The following is a 14694-nucleotide window of genomic DNA, read 5'->3' on the forward strand; positions in this document are numbered from 1 at the left end:
GCTCTCCATGCCTTCCCACGCCCATCGTTTCGATCTCCAGGCGCTCAACGCCATGGACTGCGACGCGTTCGTCGCCGCACTCGGGCCGACTTTCGAGAACTCGCCCTGGGTCGCACGCTCGGCCTGGTCGCTGCGGCCCTTCGCCACCATCGACGCGCTGCATGAAGCCATGCTCGACGTGGTGCGCCGTGCGCCCGACGCCCAACAGCTGGCCTTCCTGTGCGGCCACCCCGAGCTGGCGGGCCGCGAAGCCCAGGCCGGCACGATGACCGTCGAGTCGGTCGGCGAGCAGGGCAGTGCGGGCCTGAATGCCCTGAGCCGCGAAGAGATGGCCGAGATCCAGCGGCTGAACCGCGTGTACCGCGAGCGGCACGGCTTTCCTTTCATCATCGCGGTGCGGCGCAGCACCAAGGGCCAGATCTTCGAGGCGCTGCGCAGCCGCGCCGCCGAGTCCACCGAAGCCGAGCGCCGCGCGGCGCTGACGCAGATCGGCCTCATCACCCGCGGGCGCATCGACACGCTGCTGGGTGCGTCCACCTCCCAAGGAGCGGTCCATGCCTGAGAAAGAAATTTCCCTGCCCGCACGCCGTCGCTTCGCGCTGTCGGGCCTCGCGCTCGGCGCCGCGGCCCTGGCGCCCCACGGGGCTGTTGCGCAAACGGCGGCACCCGCCGGCCCGGCCCAGGCCAGCGGCCCGATCGTGCTGCACGGCGTGAGCCCGCGCCTGACCGTGCATGCGCTGGACACCTTCCACGGCGCCGCGGCGACCAGCCTGCGCATCGACTTCTCGGTGCGCGAGGGCGACGGCTTCAAGCTGCTGCGCACCGTGACCATGAACGGCAACGGCCGCTCCGACGAGCCGCTCTTGATCGGCGACAGCTACCGCGCCGGCGACTACGAGCTGCTGCTGCACGTGGACGAGTACTTCGCGCGCAAGCAATCGCGCCTGCCCACGCCGCCCTTTCTGTCGAAGCTGCCGGTGCGCATCCGCGTGGCCAACGTGGCCGAGCGCATCCACCTGCCGATCCAGTTCGGCCCGTGGAGCTACACCTACTCGCGCGGCAGCTGAACAAGCAGGCCCCGTTCGTTCCCATCGTCTGCAAGGAGTTTTGTTCTCATGACCGGCATCACGACCCATGTGCTCGACATCACCACCGGCCGCCCGCTCGTCGGGCTGAAGGTCGACCTCTACGACGTGGCGACCACGCCGCCGACGCGCCTGAACAGCACGCGCACCAACGCCGACGGCCGCACCGACGCGCCCATGCTGGCCGCCGCCTCGGCGCGCACCGGGCAGTTCGAGCTGCAGTTCCACGTCGGGGACCACTTCAAGGCGGCCGATGCGCTGTCCGACGTGGTGCCCGTGCGCTTTGCCATCGCCGACGCCGCGCAGCACTACCACGTGCCGATGCTGTGCGCCCCCTGGTTTTTTTCCACCTATCGCGGCAGCTGACCGCGGGAGCTTTTCCTGAATGACAACATCCCATGACCCCCACGCAGGCGCGTACCTGCTCGACTCCATCCGCCTCGCCATGGGCAACATCCGCGAGCGCAAGACCTGGCCTTTCGGCGCCGTGATCGCGCGCGACGGCAAGGTGATTGCCACCGCCGTCAACGAGGTGGACGCCCTGTGCGACCCCTCGGCCCACGCCGAGATGCAGGTCGTGCGCGCCGCCGCCAAGGCCCTGAAGAGCACCGACCTGTCGGGCTGCACCGTGTACGCCAGCGGCTACCCGTGCTCGATGTGCCTGACGGCGATGTACCTGTCGGGCGTGAAGGAGGTCTTCTACGCCTACTCGAACCAAGACGGCGAGCCCTTCGACCTGTCGGCCGCACGCGGCTACGTCGAGATCGCCCGGCCGCTGGAGCAGCGCGAGATGAAGCTGCATTCGCTGCCGGTGCGCGATGAGGCCGATGAGGACTTGTACGAGGCCTGGAGCAAGGTGACACAGCCGGCGAGCTGACCCGGAGACGGCGCTGCGCCCGGGCCTGCCGGGCCGATGCTGCGTGCCATACTGCCCGCGTGTTCACGTGGCGCAGCAGCCATCGAGGAGAAAGACGCACATGGTCCAGCAGGCCAAGCGCAGCGCAACCACCGTCGGGGCCATCCTCGCCTCGGCGCGGCAGCTGTTCATCGAGCGGGGGTTTGCGGCGGTCAGCATCGACGACATCGCGGCCGGCGCGGGGATCGCCAAGGGCGGCCTGTATCACCACTTCCGCGCCAAGCACGATGTCTTCGAAGCCGTGCTCGATGCGGTGCAGGCCGAGCTCGCAGCGGAGCTCGGCACGCGCATCCAGCGCATCGAAGGGCACCGCTCGCCCCACACCATCGCGACCAACCTGCGCATCTACCTGGAAGCAGCCACGCAGGAAGGCCTGCGCCAGCTGATCCTGGTCGACGGGCCCGTGGTGCTCGGCTGGGAGCGCTGGCGCGGCATCGACGATCGCCACTTCATGGACTCGATCCGCACCGGGCTCGTGGCGATCATGCCGGCGGGTACGCCACCCGAAGAGATCGAGGCCGCCACGCGGCTCATCGCCGGCGCGGTGGCCGAAGCAGCGCTGGCGATCCAGGAGGCGTGCGTGATCGCGACACGGGACGCCTACCGCGGCGAATCGGTCAAGGCGCTGGTGGTGCTCAGGCCCGCGCAAGCGCCGGTGAGCGCGCAGGACATCATCGACTGGTGCGCCGCGAACATGGCGGCGTACAAGGCGCCGCGCGTGGTGCAGTTCGTCGACGCGCTGCCCAAGAGCGGCAGCGGCAAGGTGATGTGGCGGGCGCTGCAGGAAGCAGAGGCTGCGTCAACGTGAACCCGACGGGCCCGGGCGAACGACGACCGGCGCATGCTGCGCCATGAGCCCGGGGACCCACTCGATGAACGCGCGCAGCTTGGCGCTCACATGCCGGTTCGGCGCGAACGCCACGTACAGCGGCATCGGATCGAGCTGCCAGTCTTCGAACAGCGGCACCAGTTCGCCGCGCGCCCGGTGCGGCGCGGCCATGTAGTCCGGCAGCCAGAGGATGCCCAGGCCCGCCAGGCCCGCTGCGAGGTAGGCGTTGCCGTCGTCGACCGAGAGCACGTAGCGGCCCTGCACGTCGACGCGCTCACCGCCCCGGCGCATGGCGTATGGAAAGGTCTTGCCGTGGCGCGACCACAGGAAGCCGACGATGCGGTGGTGCGTGTCTTCCAGCTCGCGCGGGTGCGTCGGCGTGCCGGCCAGTTCGAGATACCCCGGCGCCGCATAGACCCCGAGCTGCAGGTCGCCCACGCGGCGGGCCATGAGCGAGGGGTCGGTGAGTTCGCCGCCGCGCACCACGCAATCGACGTTCTCGCCGATCACATCGACCATGCGATCGCTCACGCCCATGTCGAGCTGGATGTCGGGGTAGCGCGCATGAAAGGCCGGCAGCGCGGGCACCAGGATCATGCGGGCCAGCGGGCTGGGCACGTCCACGCGAAGGCGGCCGCGGGGCAGGGCGGCGGCGCTCGACAGGCTGGTCTCGGCATCGTCCAGGTCGGCCAGCAGCCGCACCGCACGCTCGTAGTACGCCGCGCCATCGGCCGTGACGTTCACCTTGCGCGTGGTGCGATTGAGCAGCTTCACGCGCAGCCGGGCCTCCAACTGCTGCACGAGCTGGGTCACGCTGGTCTTGCTCATGCGCAGCGTGTCGGCGGCCTTGGTGAAGCTGCCGGCTTCGACCACGCGGGTGAAGGCCTGCATTGCATCGAAACGGTCCATGGGAGGGCTCCTGCGCGGCGATTGTTTGGGATCTGCAAACAGTGATTGTTGGCTTTGCCCGTTTATCGATGGCGCGTGGCTTCCTAAAGTCCCTGCATCGTCCTCACTCACCGCAGAAAGAAAGCATCCCATGGCCTCCTCACGCGACGTCGTTTTTCCACCCGGGCGCCAGGCGCTCTACGAACGCAACCGCTATTCGCCGGCCGTTCGCTCCAACGGCTTCCTGTTCGTGTCGGGCCAGGTCGGCAGCCGCGAAGACGGTTCGCCGGAACCTGAACTGGAGGCGCAGGTGCGGCGCGCCTTCGACAACCTGAACGCCATCCTGAAAGCCGCGGGCTGCACCTTCGACGACGTGGTCGACGTGACGGTCTTCATCGTCGATCCGGAATCGAACTTCGAAACGATCTGGAAGCTGGTGCCCGAGTACTGGGGCGAAGCGCCGCACCCGACGCTGACCGGGATCGGCGTGACGTGGCTGTATGGCTTTCAGTTCGAGATCAAGGTGATTGCGAAGCTGCCGGATGGGAGCACGCCGAACTGATTCGACTCAGGGCAACTTCGCTCAGGCCTGAAATGAAGGGCTGTGCGCGAAGGCTGGAAGGGCATTTGGCTCGGGTCGAGGACTGCCAAGACTCTCTGGTTCATAGCGCCAAACGGTCCGCATCCACACAAGTAATTTTACATAATGCACATTGTGTTCAATGTGAAGGGGCTACCGTACAGTCGACGGAACTCAAGAAACCCAGGCAAGCATCTCGCAAGCCCAACCCGTCAAAAAAAGGAACGCCCACAAGTGACATCGAACGTCCTTGCCGGCCAGGAAGAAATGAGCCGCTGCTTCTGCTGGCGATCGAGCACGGAAGGATCGACCGCTTGTTCTTCCTTGCTGTTGGCAACCGCTGCCTCTCTGGCGGTACTCGCCATGGCCGCACCCGTCTATCTCCTCGGGCTCGGCTTGGCGAGCCTTGCCTCGCTCGCGAACGGCGTGAACCCGTTTTCATCCGGTGTGTTCGCAGATCCGGCAATTTGGATCCCGCTGTTCGGAACGAGCGGCCTCGCGGGTCTCATGCTGCTGGTCGCGACCTCAAGAAAAACAGTGATCGCTTTCAGCTTCAATTCGGAAACCAGGCAGCTCAGTTATGTCGAGACGGCGCCACTGCGAAAGCTGCGCACCACCGTGGTCCCGTTTGAGTCCATTCGCGCAGTGAACCCCACAGTGCTCACCAGCTATGCCACGGCGGGCTATCTGAGCGTGATCACGCGCGTGCCAGGACAGGATGAGAAGTCCCTATGGCTGGGCAACGATATTCCGGTGGAGAGCCTTCAGGCGCACTGCGCATGGTTGTCCAGATACCTGGGCGACCGTGTTCAACCTCTGCTGCGTCAGGATTGCTGAGGCCTGCGGGCGCTCACCACTTCCCATCCTTCGGCACCGCCTTCACCCCGTTCGCCTTCGCATCCCCAGCCGCCTTGATCAGCTCCGCAGACTCAGCCCGATTGGCCTTCACTGCAAAGTCGACCGCAGTCATGCCAAGCTGGTTCTTCATCGCCGTGTCCGCGCCTTCGGCCAGCAGCAGCTTCACGGCGTCGTTCGATCCGTACATCGCGGCCATCATCAGCGGCGTGGTGCCGTTGGGCGACTGGGCGTCGATGAAAGCGTGGTTCTCGAGCAGCAGCTTCATGATCGACAGTTGCCCGCTGCTGGCCGCGTAATGCAGCGGTGCCCAGCCGGTCTTGTTGACGGCAGCGTCGCGCTTGAGCAGTTGCACCACCAGGTCCTGCTGGCCCTTGATCGACGCCAGCATCAGCGGCGTTTCGTCCTTGGCATTGGCCAGATCGACGTTGAGCTGCGGCGACTCCATCAGCACCTGGATGACCTTCGGCGACGGCTCGCGCAGCGCGAGCATCAAGCCGGTCTGGCCGTGTTCGTCGCGCGTGTTCGGGTCGAAACCGCGGTTCAGCAGGGTGCGCACACCACTGGCGTTGTCGCCGCGCACGGCGCGGAAAAAGTCTTCGAACGAACCGGCATGCGCTGCAAAAGATGCAGCCATGACAACAAGATATATCGACTTCTTAAAGTGGTTTTTCATGATTTGACTTCCCTGAACAATGTTTCGAAGTTGTCGCTTGTCGCCTTGGCGATGTCCTCTACGGGCATTTGTCGCAGTTCGGCGATCTGTTGCGCCACGAAGGGCACGTACGACGGGTTGTTGGTCTTGCCGCGGTACGGCACGGGCGCCAGGTAGGGGCTGTCGGTCTCGATCAGCATGCGGTCCAGCGGCACGAAGGCCGCCACGTCGCGCAGGTCCTGGGCTTTCTTGAAGGTCAGGATGCCCGAAAAGGAGATATAGAAACCCAGATCGAGCGCGGCGCGCGCCACCTCGGCGGTTTCGGTGAAGCAATGGAACACGCCGCCGGCCGCCCTGCCCGCGCCGTCTTCGCCCTCCTCCTTGAGGATGGCCAGCGTGTCGGCCGAGGCGTCACGCGTGTGGATGATCAGCGGCTTGCGGGTCTGCTGTGCGGCACGGATGTGCACGCGGAAGCGGTCGCGTTGCCACTCCATGTCGGCGATGCTGCGGCCGCCCTTGCGCTCTTCCATCTGGTAGTAGTCGAGGCCGGTTTCGCCGATGGCCACGACACGCGGGCGCGCCGACAGGCGCACCAGCTCTTCCACGGTGGGCTCGGCGATGTCCTCGTTGTCGGGGTGCACGCCCACGCTGGCCCAGAAGTTGTCGTAGCTGGCGGCCAGCGCCTGCACGTCGTCGAATTCCTCGAGCTTGGTGCAGATGCACAGCGCCCGGTCGACCTTGGCGGCGGCCATGGCGGCGCGGATCTGGGGCATCTGGTCCGCAAATTCGGGAAAGGTCAGGTGGCAGTGGGAGTCGGTGAACATCGGAAAGGATGAAGTGCGGCGCGCCTGTGGGAGATCGCGCCGTGTCCGGAGTTCCGCGTCACGGGGACGGCGGCGGAGAAAGAACTCAGATGGTCTGGGTCGGGCGGTCGGAGGCCATGGAGCCACCGAGCGCGGCTTCGATGCGCGCCTTCAGCTGGCGCGACTTCTCGTCCGAGGGAAAGCGCACGCCGACGCCCGGCGCCCGGTTGCCGGCGGCGCGGGCCGGCGTGATCCAGGCGACCTTGCCGGCGACCGGATAGCGCTGCGGGTCTTCGGGCAGCGTGAGCAGCACGTAGACGTCGTCGCCCAGCCGGTATTCGCGCGTGGTCGGAATGAAGATGCCGCCCTCTGCAAACAGCGGGATGTAGGCCGCGTAGAGCGCGCCCTTTTCCTTGATGGCGAGCTGGATGACGCTCGGCCGGGCGGGCGTGGCAGACGAAGCGGCGGCGGGAGCGACAGGTTGGTTCATGGGCGGCGAGCGGCAGAGTTTAGGGTGCTTCGCGCCTCGCTCACAAGCGCTTCGAGCATGAGGCCCGCGTTGAACGGGTGCTCGGCGGTCCGCGCGGCGGCGGCGAGCGACTTCGACCAGCGCGCCAGCGCCAGTTTGTGCGGGGCCGGCGGCAGGTCGGCCGCATCGAAGAATCGGGGTTCGGCGCCGTGGCCCACGGCCATGAGGTCGTGGCAGAGCTTTTGCAGCGAGACCACGGCCTGGGCCGGCGCCTGGTCGGCCAGCGCGCCCACGTCGCCGCGCGACACGGCCTTGGGCAGCAGCGACCACGCCTTGGGTGACTGGCCTGAGCGCGCCAGCCGCAGCGCATCGCTGGGCCGTCCGCCCGCGGCACGCAGCAGTTGCGCGGCATCGGCGACGGGCACGTCTTGTGCCGCCAGCCAGGCCTCGGCCTCGGCGGTTTCGGGCCAGGGCAGCGTGAAGCCCAGGCAGCGGCTGCGGATGGTCGGCAGCAGCTGCCACGCGGCCTCGCTCGCGAGCACGAAGCGCACGTCGCCGACGGGCTCCTCGAGCGTCTTGAGCAGCGCGTTGGCCGTGATGGTGTTCATGCGCTCGGCCGGGTACACGAGCACGACCTTGCCGCGGCCGCGCGCGCTGGTGCGCTGGGCAAAGCCGACCGCGTCTCGCATGGCCTCGACGCGGATCTCGCGGCTGGCCTTGCGTTTCTTGTCGTCGATGTCGGACTGGGCCTTTTCGTCGAGCGGCCAGCCCAGTTCCTGCATCGCGACCTCGGGCATCAGCACGCACAAATCGGCGTGGGTGCGGACCTCGATGGCGTGGCAGCTCGCGCAGTGGCCGCAGGCGGCACCGCCCTCCTCCACCGGCTGTTCGCACAGCCAGGCGGCGGCGAGCGCCAGCGCGAGTTCGTACTGGCCGATGCCCGACGGGCCTTGCAGCAGCCAGGCATGGCCGCGCTGGCGCAGCAGCTCGGCCAAGGGCTGGCGCAGCCACGGAGTCAGCGTGTTCACCGGCTCGCTCATCGCGCGGCTCCCTGCGCCGGCGTCAGCACGCCACGTGCCACCAGCGCCGTGTCGATCTGCTGCCAGACCTGGTCGCGGGCCTGGCTCGCGTCGATGCGCACGAAGCGCGAGGCATCGGCGGCGGCGCGGGCCGCATAGCCCTGCGCCACGCGGCGGAAGAACTCGACGGGCTGGGCCTCGAACTTGTCGGGCACGCGCGCGCCGGCCAGGCGTTGGGCGGCGATCTCGGGGGCGAGGTCGAACCACACAGTCACTTGGGGTTGCAGCAGTTGCGACTCAGGCAAACTTGCCCGACCCGCCTGCACCCACTGTTCGAGCGTGGACAGCACAGAGGTGTCGAAGCCGCGTCCCGCGCCCTGGTAGGCGAAGGTGGCGTCGGTGAAGCGGTCACACAGCACGACCTCGCCGCGCGCCAGCGCCGGTTCGATGACCTGGGCGATGTGATCGCAGCGCGCCGCGAACACCAGCAGCGATTCGGTCAGCGGGTTCATCGGCTGTTCGAGCACCAGCCCGCGCAGCGTCTCCGCCAGCGGCGTGCCGCCGGGTTCGCGCGTGCGCACCACGGTGCGACCCTGCGCCTTGAAGCGGGCTTCCAGCGCGTCGAGGTGGCTCGACTTGCCCGCGCCGTCGATGCCTTCCAGCGTCAGAAACAGACCGCCATTGCTGATCGAACTCATTGGGTCGCCTTGGGTTGGGAGCTGCTGCCACCGCCTCGCTGGTAGCGGTTGACCGCGCGGTTGTGGTCGTCGAGCGAGCTGCTGAACTGGCTCGTGCCGTCGCCGCGCGAGACGAAGTACAGCGACTTGCTCTGCGCCGGCTGCACGGCCGCCAGCAGCGCGGCCTTGCCGGGCATGGCGATCGGCGTGGGCGGCAGGCCGCCGCGGGTGTAGGTGTTCCAGGGCGTGTCGGTCTGCAGGTCGCGCTTGCGCAGGTTGCCGTCGAAGGCGGTGCCCATGCCGTAGATCACGGTCGGGTCGGTCTGCAGCGGCATGCCGATGCGCAACCGGTTGGTGAAGACGGCGGCAATCTCCGCGCGGTCGTTGGCCTTGCCTGTCTCCTTTTCGACAATGCTGGCCAGAATAAGCGCCTCGTCGGCCGATTTGAGCGGCAAATCGGCCGCTCGCGCCGCCCAGGCAGCCTCGAGCTTCTTGTCCATGGCCCGCATGGCGCGCTGCAGCAGCGCGATGTCGGTCGAGCCCTTCGAGTAGGTGTAGGTGTCCGGGAAGAAGCGCCCTTCGGGGTGCAGGCCCGGCTTGCCCAGCGCGGCCATCAGCGCGTCTTCGCTCATGCCCACGCTTTCGGGCTTGAGCTGCTCGGCCTTGGCGAGCGCGGCGCGCACCTGGCGGATGTTCCAGCCTTCGACCAGCACCACGCTGCGCGTGGCTTCCTCGCCGCGCACCAGGACGTTGAGCAGCAGCTTGGGCGTGACACCGCGTTCCAGTTCGTAACTGCCGGCGCGCATCTGGCGGTCTTGCCCCGAGACGCGGAACCACAGGTACAGCAATTGAGGCTGCACGTCGACACCGGTGTCGGCCACGGCCTGCGCGATGCCGCGCGGCGTGGTGCCGGGCTCCACCGACAGGTCGACGCTGGGCGTCGGCAACTTGAGCGGCTGGTGCACCCACCAGAGACCGGCGCCGCCGAGCGCCAGGACGGCCAGGGCCACGAGCAGGAAGAGCGTGAGGAAGAAGCTGCGCACGAATCCGAGGAAAAGACGGAGGAAGAAAAAGGGCTGGCAAGCAGATGGACACCGACCCGCGGGAACGGCCGGCCCCGTCGCTGCGACGGGGAATCCCTGCCGCCCCGAAGGAACAGGCACGGCCATGATAATTCAGCGATGACCACAGTCGTTCTCAACGGGGTGAGCACCCTGCCCCACCTCGGCGTGATCCGCGCCGAAGGCCCCGATGCCGCCAGCTTCCTGCACGGCCAGCTCACGCAGGATTTCTCGCTGCTCGGCGCCACCGAAGCCCGCCTGGCGGCGCTTTGCACGGCCAAGGGCCGCGTGATCGCCAGCTTCATCGGCATCCGGCCGCAACCCGAACTCATCCTGCTGGTGTGCAGCCACGACATCCTGGCGGCCACGCTCAAGCGCCTGTCGATGTACGTGCTGCGCGCCAAGGTCAAGCTGACCGACGCCACCGAGCAGTTCGCGCTGCACGGCGTGGCCGGCACCGCCCTGACCGCCAACGGCCTCGACGCGGCCCTGCCGCCCGGTCGCCGCACGGCCATCGGCGAAGACATCAGCGTGGTGTCGCTGTACCCGGCCGACGGCGTGCCGCGCGCGCTGTGGATCGCGCCGGCCGACCAGAAGGCGCCCGTGGGCCCAACGCTCGACGCCGCCCTGTGGCCCTGGAGCGAGGTGCGCAGCGGCATCGTCACGCTGACCACGCCGGTGATCGAGGCCTTCGTGCCACAGATGATCAACTACGAGTCGGTGGGTGGCGTGAACTTCAAGAAGGGCTGCTACCCCGGCCAGGAAATCGTGGCCCGCAGCCAGTTCCGTGGCACGCTCAAGCGCCGCACCTACCTCGCGCAGACCGATGCCCCGCTGGCCGCGGGCCAGGAGGTGTTCGCAGCCAACGACGCCGAACAGCCCGTGGGCACCGTGGCGCAGGCCGCGCCCGCGCCCGATGGCGGCTGGTCGGCGCTCATCTCCATCCAGATCGCCGCGCTCGAGGCCGGCGGCCTGCATGCGGGGGCGCCCGGCGGGCCGGCGCTGTCGGTCGAGCCACTGCCCTACCCGCTGCTCGAAGACATCTGATTTCCCCTGCGTCCCTGCCTTCTTTCCGGGGGCGCTTGGCGCTGTCTCACCGACAGCGCCATTTTTTTGCGCGACGCTTAACCCCGTTCGCGAGGCCCCGCCGTAGAAGCCTGCATCGATCCACTCCTGGCAAGGAAGCCACCATGATGCAGCGCAGACTTCTCCTCACCACTGTCCTGGCCCTGACCGCGCTGTCGGCGGGGGCGGAAAACCCGATGCGGCCGTACCCCTCCGGTGCCAGCCGCATCGGCGGGCTGATGAACATCAGCATCGTCGACCGCACGAGCGGCGCCGAGCTGCCGATCTACCGCCACCGCGGCGAGTACTGGGTGGCCGGCCGCCCTGGCGCGCGCTATGCGATCCGGGCGCGCAACGCGATGGGCGAACGCATCATGGCCGTGATGTCGGTGGACGGCGTCAACGTCGTCACGGGCGAAACCGCCGGCGTCGGCCAGAACGGCTACGTGTTCGGCCCGCGCGAGCGCAGCGACATCGCGGGCTGGCGCAAGAGCGATTCGCAGATCGCGGCCTTCGAGTTCGCCGCCGCCGGCAACTCCTACGCGAGCCGTACGGGCCGCCCCGACGACGTGGGCGTGATCGGCGTCGCGATGTTCCGCGAGCGCCGGCCGGAACCGCCGCCGCCGGTCGTGACGCCCTATCCGTCGCGCGACGAGTACAGCGGCGGCAACAGCAGCCGTGAACGGCGCAGCGAGGCGCCGCCGGCACCGTCGTCGATGGGCGATGCGCGCGTCAAGGCGGCCCCACCCGCAGGCAGCGCCGGCAATGCCGACATGGCCGCCGAGTCGTCGGCCAGCGCCATGGCCCGCCAGTCGGCGCCCAGCCCGAGCCTGGGCACGGCCCACGGACGGCGCGAGACCTCCTACGTCGGCAAGACGACCTTCGAGCGCGCCAGCTCGCAGCCTGACGAGGTGATCCGCATCCGCTACGACAGCCGCGAGAACCTGGTCGCCGCGGGCGTCATCCCGGTGCCGCAGCGCTGGCCGCGCCCCTCGGGCCCGTCGCCGTTCCCCGGCTCGGACCCCGGCTACGTGCCGGACCCGCCGGCCCGCTACTGATCGGGAGCGCTCAGCGCAGCGCGCGCCGCATCTCGATGTGCGCGATGCCGGCTTCCTCGAAAGGCTGGCCGTGCACTGCGTAGCCCAGCCGTGCATAGAAGCGCTCGGCGCTGCGCTGCGCATTAAGCGCCACCTCGCGGTCGCCGCGTGCGCGGGCCGCGTCTTCCAGCGCCTGCACCACGGCCGCGCCGTGGCCACCGCTGCGCAAGGTGCGGTGCACCGCCATGCGGCCGATGTGCGAGACGCCGTCCTCGGCGGGCAGCAGCCGGCCGGTGCCGATGACCTGGCCGAGCCGGTTGCGCGCCACCGCATGCAGCACGACCGCGTCGTGCGCGTCCCACTCCAGTTCCTTGGGAATGTTCTGTTCCTCGATGAACACGGCGCGGCGCAGCGCGCTCGCGCCTTCGCCGAGCGTGGCCCAGTCGCCGGTCTCGACGGTGCGCATCGGCTCGCCGGCCTCGAAGGCCGTCAGCGTCTCGCGCAGGGCCGCGGGCACCGGCTTCGAGGTCTGCGTGGCCGGGTCGGCGAACACGTAGACGAGCTCGCAGCCCACCAGGAACTCGTCCTGGCGGAACAGGCCGCCCTGGAAAATGATCGACGAGTTGCCGATGCGCGCGCACTTCATGCCCACGTCGATCACGTCGTCCATGCGGGCCGAGGCGCGGAAGTCGATGGTCGCCTTGCGCACGTACAGGTCGCCGCCCAGCGAATGCATCGCCTCTTCGTAGGGCAGCGCCATCGCGCGCCAGTAGTCGGCGATGGCGGTGTCGAAGTACATCAGGTAGTGCGCGTTGAAGACGATCTTCTGCATGTCCACCTCGGCCCAGCGCACGCGCAGGCGGTGGAAGTAGTGGAAGTCCTCGCGGTGGACCGGGGTGTTGTTGTTCTCGCTCATGGATTCAATGCCTCTTTCAGTGCGCGGGCCGCGTCGTTCTGCGCTTGCAGCGCCTCGGGAATCGCGCGGCCCATCTTGATGAATTCGTGGATCACGCCACGGTAGATTTCCAGGTCGACCGCCACGCCCGCGGCGCGCAGCTTGTCGGCGTAAGCGATGCCTTCGTCCACCACCGGGTCGGCCTCGGCCAGCCCGATCCAGGCCGGCGCCACATCGTCGACGTCGTCGGCCAGCAAGGGCGCGAAACGCCAGTCGTCGCGGTCGGCGGGCGTGTTCACGTACTGGGCGAAGAAGAAGTCGATCATGGCCTTGGTCAGCAGCGGGCCGTCGACGTGGCGTCGGTGCGACTCGGTGTCCTGGTGCGCGGCCATGCCCGGGTAGATGAGCAGCTGCAGCGCCACCGGCAGGCCGGCATCGCGCGCCAGGATGGCGCACACGGCCGCCAGCGTGCCGCCCGCGCTGTCGCCGCCCACCGCCAGGCGCGTGCCGTCGAGGTCGAGGCTCGCGCCCTGCGTGGCAACGAACTGGAACGCGTCCCAGGCATCGTTCGACGCGGTCGGAAACTTGTGCGCGGGCGCGAGCCGGTAGTCGACCGACACCACCGCGCAGCCGCTCTTGAGGCTGAGCACGCGGCACAGCGTGTCGTGCGTGCGGATGTTGCCGACCGTGAAGCCGCCGCCGTGAAAGTACACGAGCACCGGCAGCACCTCGGCCGACGGCGCGTACAGCCGCGCGGGCATCGCGTGGCCGTCGCGCGCGGCGATGTGGAAGTCTTCGATGCGCGCCAGTTCGGGCTTGGGCACCTCGAGCACGCCCGCGCCCTTTTCGTACGAAGCCTTGGCTTCGTCGGGCGTGAGCTGGTCGAGCGGCGGATGGCCCGCGCGCGCCATGCGCTCGACCACGCCGGCCATCTTCGGGGTGAGCGCGGGTTGCGCGAGGCGGTTCGCTGTCGTGGTCGTGCTCACTTGAAAGACACCACCACCGGTTGCATGCGCGACAGCCCTTCGTAGCTCACCACCACCGTCTGCCCGGCCTTGGGCGGCAGCAGCGGCGAGAACGAGCCCAGGCTGATCAGGTCGCCCGGCTTCAGCGCGATGCCTTCCTTGGCCAGCGCGCCGGCCAGCCACACCACCGCGTTGAGCGGGTGCTCGAGGATGTCCGAGCCCTTGCCGGTCGCCAGCTCCTTGCCCTGCCCGTCCTTCATGACCACGCGCATGTCGCGCAGGCTTTCGAGCATCCAGGACTGGCCGTCGGCCGTGGTCGGCACATCGACCGGCAGCCCGCGCACGCCGAGCCGCGCGCCGACGTTGATCGCCGCCACGCCCGGGCCGTTGAGCTTCGAGGGCGTCTGCACCGCGAGGTCGGGCAGCTCGATGAAGGGAATGAGCTGGTCGATGTTGGCCAGCACCTCGGCCGGCGTCTTCGCCTTGTGGATGTCGGCGCTCTTCACGCGCACCAGCATGTCGGCTTCGAACAGTGGCCGCGCGCCGAAGGCCGCATCGACCACCGCGCCGCTGTCCAGCAGCATGCGCTGGTAGAGAACGCCCCACACCGGCTGGTCGTAGTTGAAGCGCTTCTGCACCGCGGGGTTGGTCAGGCCCGCCTTGTAGCCGACCACGTCACCGAGGTTGCGCGCATGCAGCACGTTGAGCTTGGCGCGCGTGCAGGCCGCGTCGGCCTCGCTGAGGTTCTCGATGTCGGCGGCGGGCGTGCGCGCCGCCTGCGCGGCGGCGAAGTCGGCCACCTGGGTGTCGCTGAGGCAGGCGGCCTGGGCCGAGGCGGCCAGCAGCGCTGAGCCCAGTGCGACAGACGCAAGGGTTTTGTTGGTGGGCAAGAATG

The 14694-nt window shown here is 68.6% G+C and carries 19 protein-coding genes and 1 pseudogene; 10 read left to right on the top strand and 10 right to left on the bottom strand.

Features of this window, described 5'->3' with window-relative positions:
- Positions 1 to 7 precede the first annotated feature (7 nt).
- The 6 genes and pseudogenes from uraD to VBO01S_RS33505 all read left to right on the top strand — a co-directional run bounded on the left by uraD (position 8) and on the right by VBO01S_RS33505 (position 2809).
- A complete protein-coding gene (gene uraD, locus VBO01S_RS08110) occupies positions 8 to 562 on the top strand; it encodes a 2-oxo-4-hydroxy-4-carboxy-5-ureidoimidazoline decarboxylase (protein WP_062472872.1) in 555 nt (184 codons plus the stop codon).
- Positions 555 to 1067 carry a hydroxyisourate hydrolase gene (locus VBO01S_RS08115; protein WP_062472874.1) on the top strand — a complete coding sequence of 171 codons (513 nt, stop codon included), beginning with the start codon at positions 555 to 557 and terminating at the stop codon, positions 1065 to 1067. Before uraD ends, VBO01S_RS08115 begins: the two co-directional genes overlap by 8 nt.
- 48 nt (positions 1068 to 1115) lie before the next feature.
- Positions 1116 to 1451, top strand: a complete 336-nt coding sequence (uraH, locus tag VBO01S_RS08120; protein ID WP_062472877.1) for a hydroxyisourate hydrolase — start codon at positions 1116 to 1118, stop codon at positions 1449 to 1451.
- 19 nt (positions 1452 to 1470) lie between these two features.
- On the top strand, positions 1471 to 1962 hold the full coding sequence (locus VBO01S_RS08125) for a nucleoside deaminase (protein WP_062472879.1): 492 nt from the start codon (positions 1471 to 1473) through the stop codon (positions 1960 to 1962).
- A 100-nt stretch (positions 1963 to 2062) separates the two neighbouring features.
- A pseudogene (locus VBO01S_RS33195) lies at positions 2063 to 2233 on the top strand (TetR family transcriptional regulator); the annotation flags it as partial.
- Between the two features lie 21 nt (positions 2234 to 2254).
- Complete coding sequence (locus VBO01S_RS33505) at positions 2255 to 2809, top strand: AMP-binding enzyme (protein WP_370680604.1); 555 nt, start codon at positions 2255 to 2257, stop codon at positions 2807 to 2809.
- On the opposite strand, the gene VBO01S_RS08135 is transcribed toward VBO01S_RS33505, so the two are convergent.
- Positions 2801 to 3739: a LysR family transcriptional regulator gene (locus VBO01S_RS08135; protein WP_062472883.1), complete on the bottom strand. Its 939-nt coding sequence runs from the start codon at positions 3737 to 3739 to the stop codon at positions 2801 to 2803. The two genes, VBO01S_RS33505 and VBO01S_RS08135, sit on opposite strands and share 9 nt — an antisense overlap.
- Positions 3740 to 3869: 130 nt before the next feature.
- On the opposite strand from VBO01S_RS08135, the gene VBO01S_RS08140 reads away from it, so the two are divergent.
- Together VBO01S_RS08140 and VBO01S_RS08145 are read left to right on the top strand one after the other, a co-directional pair.
- A complete protein-coding gene (locus VBO01S_RS08140) occupies positions 3870 to 4280 on the top strand; it encodes a RidA family protein (protein ID WP_062472885.1) in 411 nt (136 codons plus the stop codon).
- Between the two features lie 252 nt (positions 4281 to 4532).
- On the top strand, positions 4533 to 5135 hold the full coding sequence (locus VBO01S_RS08145; RefSeq protein ID WP_157627309.1) for a hypothetical protein: 603 nt from the start codon (positions 4533 to 4535) through the stop codon (positions 5133 to 5135).
- 13 nt (positions 5136 to 5148) lie between these two features.
- Here VBO01S_RS08145 and VBO01S_RS08150 read toward each other — a convergent pair whose 3' ends face one another.
- The 6 genes from VBO01S_RS08150 to mltG form a co-directional block, all read right to left on the bottom strand.
- Entirely contained in the window at positions 5149 to 5829 is a 681-nt protein-coding gene (locus VBO01S_RS08150) for an ankyrin repeat domain-containing protein (RefSeq protein ID WP_062472889.1), read from the bottom strand.
- Positions 5826 to 6632: a TatD family hydrolase gene (locus tag VBO01S_RS08155; protein ID WP_062472891.1), complete on the bottom strand. Its 807-nt coding sequence runs from the start codon at positions 6630 to 6632 to the stop codon at positions 5826 to 5828. The genes VBO01S_RS08150 and VBO01S_RS08155 overlap by 4 nt, the downstream gene beginning before the upstream one ends.
- An 85-nt stretch (positions 6633 to 6717) precedes the next feature.
- Entirely contained in the window at positions 6718 to 7101 is a 384-nt protein-coding gene (locus tag VBO01S_RS08160; RefSeq protein ID WP_062472893.1) for a PilZ domain-containing protein, read from the bottom strand.
- Positions 7098 to 8120: a DNA polymerase III delta subunit-related protein gene (locus tag VBO01S_RS08165; protein ID WP_062472896.1), complete on the bottom strand. Its 1023-nt coding sequence runs from the start codon at positions 8118 to 8120 to the stop codon at positions 7098 to 7100. The genes VBO01S_RS08160 and VBO01S_RS08165 overlap by 4 nt, the downstream gene beginning before the upstream one ends.
- The gene (gene tmk / locus VBO01S_RS08170) at positions 8117 to 8788 is read right to left on the bottom strand and encodes a dTMP kinase (RefSeq protein ID WP_062472935.1); all 672 of its coding nucleotides are present in this window, start codon (positions 8786 to 8788) and stop codon (positions 8117 to 8119) included. The genes VBO01S_RS08165 and tmk overlap by 4 nt, the downstream gene beginning before the upstream one ends.
- Positions 8789 to 8793: 5 nt before the next feature.
- A complete protein-coding gene (gene mltG, locus VBO01S_RS08175; protein ID WP_062472898.1) occupies positions 8794 to 9819 on the bottom strand; it encodes an endolytic transglycosylase MltG in 1026 nt (341 codons plus the stop codon).
- A gap of 138 nt (positions 9820 to 9957) precedes the next feature.
- Between mltG and ygfZ the strand changes: the two genes are divergently transcribed.
- Both ygfZ and VBO01S_RS08185 read left to right on the top strand, forming a co-directional pair.
- Positions 9958 to 10884: a CAF17-like 4Fe-4S cluster assembly/insertion protein YgfZ gene (gene ygfZ / locus VBO01S_RS08180; RefSeq protein WP_062472900.1), complete on the top strand. Its 927-nt coding sequence runs from the start codon at positions 9958 to 9960 to the stop codon at positions 10882 to 10884.
- 146 nt (positions 10885 to 11030) lie between these two features.
- Entirely contained in the window at positions 11031 to 11960 is a 930-nt protein-coding gene (locus tag VBO01S_RS08185) for a hypothetical protein (RefSeq protein ID WP_062472936.1), read from the top strand.
- 10 nt (positions 11961 to 11970) lie between these two features.
- On the opposite strand, the gene VBO01S_RS08190 is transcribed toward VBO01S_RS08185, so the two are convergent.
- From VBO01S_RS08190 to VBO01S_RS08200, 3 genes are read right to left on the bottom strand one after another with little or no spacing between them, the layout of a single operon-like run.
- Complete coding sequence (locus tag VBO01S_RS08190; RefSeq protein ID WP_062472902.1) at positions 11971 to 12855, bottom strand: YbgC/FadM family acyl-CoA thioesterase; 885 nt, start codon at positions 12853 to 12855, stop codon at positions 11971 to 11973.
- A complete protein-coding gene (locus tag VBO01S_RS08195) occupies positions 12852 to 13766 on the bottom strand; it encodes an alpha/beta hydrolase (RefSeq protein WP_082818040.1) in 915 nt (304 codons plus the stop codon). Before VBO01S_RS08195 ends, VBO01S_RS08190 begins: the two co-directional genes overlap by 4 nt.
- Before the next feature lie 50 nt (positions 13767 to 13816).
- Positions 13817 to 14689: a 2-keto-4-pentenoate hydratase gene (locus VBO01S_RS08200; protein ID WP_062472906.1), complete on the bottom strand. Its 873-nt coding sequence runs from the start codon at positions 14687 to 14689 to the stop codon at positions 13817 to 13819.
- Positions 14690 to 14694: the final 5 nt, after the last annotated feature.

It is taken from the genome of Variovorax boronicumulans NBRC 103145 (genome assembly GCF_001591345.1).
Classification (GTDB): Bacteria; Pseudomonadota; Gammaproteobacteria; order Burkholderiales; family Burkholderiaceae_C; genus Variovorax; species Variovorax boronicumulans.